The sequence below is a fragment of the Treponema sp. R6D11 genome, assembly GCF_054786075.1.
On sequence record NZ_BDHD01000213.1, the window covers coordinates 1 to 2,848 of the forward strand.

The following is a 2,848-nucleotide window of genomic DNA, read 5'->3' on the forward strand; positions in this document are numbered from 1 at the left end:
CCGCCGCCTGCAAAGAATACGGGGCTATTCACTGCGTTTACCCTGGAGGCTGCGCCGTTCTCGGGGCGGGGCAAATCGAAAAGATAGAGAACGTCTTTTGGCAGGAACTTGGAATGGCAGAGTGCCTTTGGGTGATGAAGACTCCATGCTTCGGCCCGTTAATCGTAAGCATTGATACACAGGGAAACAACCTTTTTACGGAAAATTCAGCGTATTACGCTTCGCGCAGGAAAGAGCTTGCCGCCTCATTACTAAAAACAACAGGAGTTTTATAATGATTGAGTATCTTGTTGAAAAAAGCGAACTGGCTAACAATTACGGAGTTGATCCAAACAAAGGCCTTACTGACGAAAAAGCAAAAGAAAATGCGGCAAAATACGGCATCAACGCCCTTACTAAGACAAAGCCCGTACCATTAATAAAACGTATATGGGAATCGGTAACCGAGCCTATGCTCCTGCTTCTTGTAATGGCGGCGGTTATCGCCCTCGCAGCAAACATATTCAACGCCGTATCCAACGGGCATTCGGACTTTTTTGAAGTGGCGGGCATTTTTACGGCGATTTTCCTTTCCGTCGTCATTACCGTGGCAATGGAAGGAAAAAGCGCGAAGGCGTTTGAAGCGTTAAATAAAATCAACGAGGATATCGTTGTAAAAGTTTTGCGTAACGGAAACCCGGTCACGATTAACCAGCGGGAAATCGTCGCGGGGGACATACTGCTTCTTTCCACCGGAGATAAAATCCCGGCGGACGGTAGACTGCTTGAAAGCGCCGAGCTTGCCGCCGACGAATCGGCGCTTACCGGGGAGAGCGTTCCGGCGAAAAAAGACTTCTCCTGCGTTATCACGGACGAAAAAACGCCCGTCGCCGAAAGGCGCAACATGCTCTATTCGGGCACTTTTATCACTAGCGGTTTCGGCAAACTGCTTGTAACGGCGGTCGGCGGCAAGACCGAGTTTGGTAAAATAGCGCATGAGCTTGGCGGTACGGAAAAAACCTCTACCCCGCTTCAAGAACGGCTTGAACGCATGGGAAAAATGATAACCATATTCGGCGTAATCGCCGCATCCGTGGTTTTTATTTCCCAAATGGTGACATTCGCTTTCCGCGGCGAACTTGTCTTTCAAAACATAATCGACGCTTTTATCACAAGCATCGTTCTAATTGTGGCGGCGGTTCCTGAAGGGCTTCCCACCATTGTCGCGGTTTCGCTCTCGCTCAATATCATCAAACTTTCAAAACAAAACGCCCTCGTTAAAAAAATTGTCGCCTCGGAAACGGTCGGCTGTATAAGCGTTATCTGCTCGGACAAAACAGGTACCTTAACCGAAAATAAAATGACGGTTAACGGCGAAATCACGGACGAAAACATACTTGCCAATATCTGCGTAAACAGCACGGCGGAAATCGGGGAAAAAGGCCAATTTGTCGGAAACCCCACCGAGTGCGCCCTTCTTTCGGCGGCGAAAAAGGCAGGATGGAATTACCACGAGCGCAGGTCGGGCGTGAATATAGTCCAGGTGTTTTCGTTTTCATCTGAAAAAAAGAAGATGACTTCCATTGTAAAAGGAAAAAACGGCCATACCGTCTACAGCAAGGGAAGCCCTGAAAAAATATTTTTATTTTGTAAAATAGACGAAGCAAAACGAGCCGAAATTGAAAAGCAGATAACGCTCATGCAGGAAAAAGCCTGCAGAATCATCGCTTTCGCGCACAGGGATTTTCCCTCTCTTTCGTCTTTCGACGAAAACACGGTGGAAAAGGACATGACGTTCGACGGTTTCCCCGCATTTTCTGACCCTCTTCGCGCCGACGTTTTTGAAGCCGTCAACCAGTGCAGACTCGCCGGAGTAGACATAAAGATACTTACGGGCGACAACATCGTAACCGCCACGGCGATAGCGACGGAACTCGGCGTTTTGGACAATGACCATATCGCCGTCGTGGCGCGTGATATTGAGGAACTATCCGACGAGGAATTGTCCGCCAAACTCGAGAAAATCAGGGTTATCGCCAGAAGCACGCCGGGAATTAAAATGCGCGTCGTAAACCTTTTGAAAAAAGCGGGATACGTTACGGCGGTAACCGGGGATGGAATCAACGACGCGCCCGCCTTGAAAAACGCCGACGTAGGTATCGCAATGGGCATTTCTGGCACGGAAGTTTCCAAAGAAGCGAGCGACATCGTTCTGCTTAACGATTCATTTTCCACCATTGTAAACGCGATCCGCTGGGGGCGCGGAATTTACGAAAACTTTAAGCGTTTTATCAGTTTTCAGCTAACGGTAAACGTGTCCGCCGTCATCGTGGTGCTAACCTCGATACTTCTCGGCTTAAAAACGCCGTTTACCGCGCTTGAACTTTTGTGGATCAACATCATCATGGACGGCCCTCCCGCGCTCAGCCTCGGCCTAGAGCCGATTTACGCCGACTTGATGAAAAGGCCGCCGGTAAAACGCAGTGAGGACATTTTAACCCGCGCCCTGCTCACTCGGACGGGCATTACCGGGCTTTACATCTCGGTCGTGTTTCTTTGCCAGTACGCATTTAATTTTTTGAACGTGGAAGAGCGGCAGATGAACACGGTCCTATTTACCATGTTCGCCCTGTTTCAACTTTTCAACGCCTTTAACTGCCGCGAGCTTCATGACGACAGCATTTTCAAACACTTTTTCAAGAACAGAACGATGCTTGCGATTACGGGGTGCACCTTCATTTTACAGATTCTGTTTATCCAGTACGCCGGTAAGTTCTTCGGCACCGTCCCGCTTCCGCTTCCGCTGTGGCTTACGCTGTTCGCGGTCACGTTTAGCGTGGTTGTCGTGTCGGAATTTGCCAAACTGTTC

The 2,848-nt window shown here is 49.2% G+C and carries 2 protein-coding genes; both read left to right on the forward strand.

The window, feature by feature from the left end; translation table 11 throughout:
* Window positions 1-275, forward strand: a 275-nt coding sequence (locus ACYVTD_RS11335) for a fumarate hydratase C-terminal domain-containing protein (protein ID WP_461247880.1), incomplete at its 5' end; no start/stop codon positions are given.
* Window positions 275-2,848 (forward strand): calcium-translocating P-type ATPase, PMCA-type (locus ACYVTD_RS11340; protein ID WP_461247881.1); only part of this gene is annotated, 2,574 nt, incomplete at its 3' end. The genes ACYVTD_RS11335 and ACYVTD_RS11340, both read left to right, overlap by 1 nt.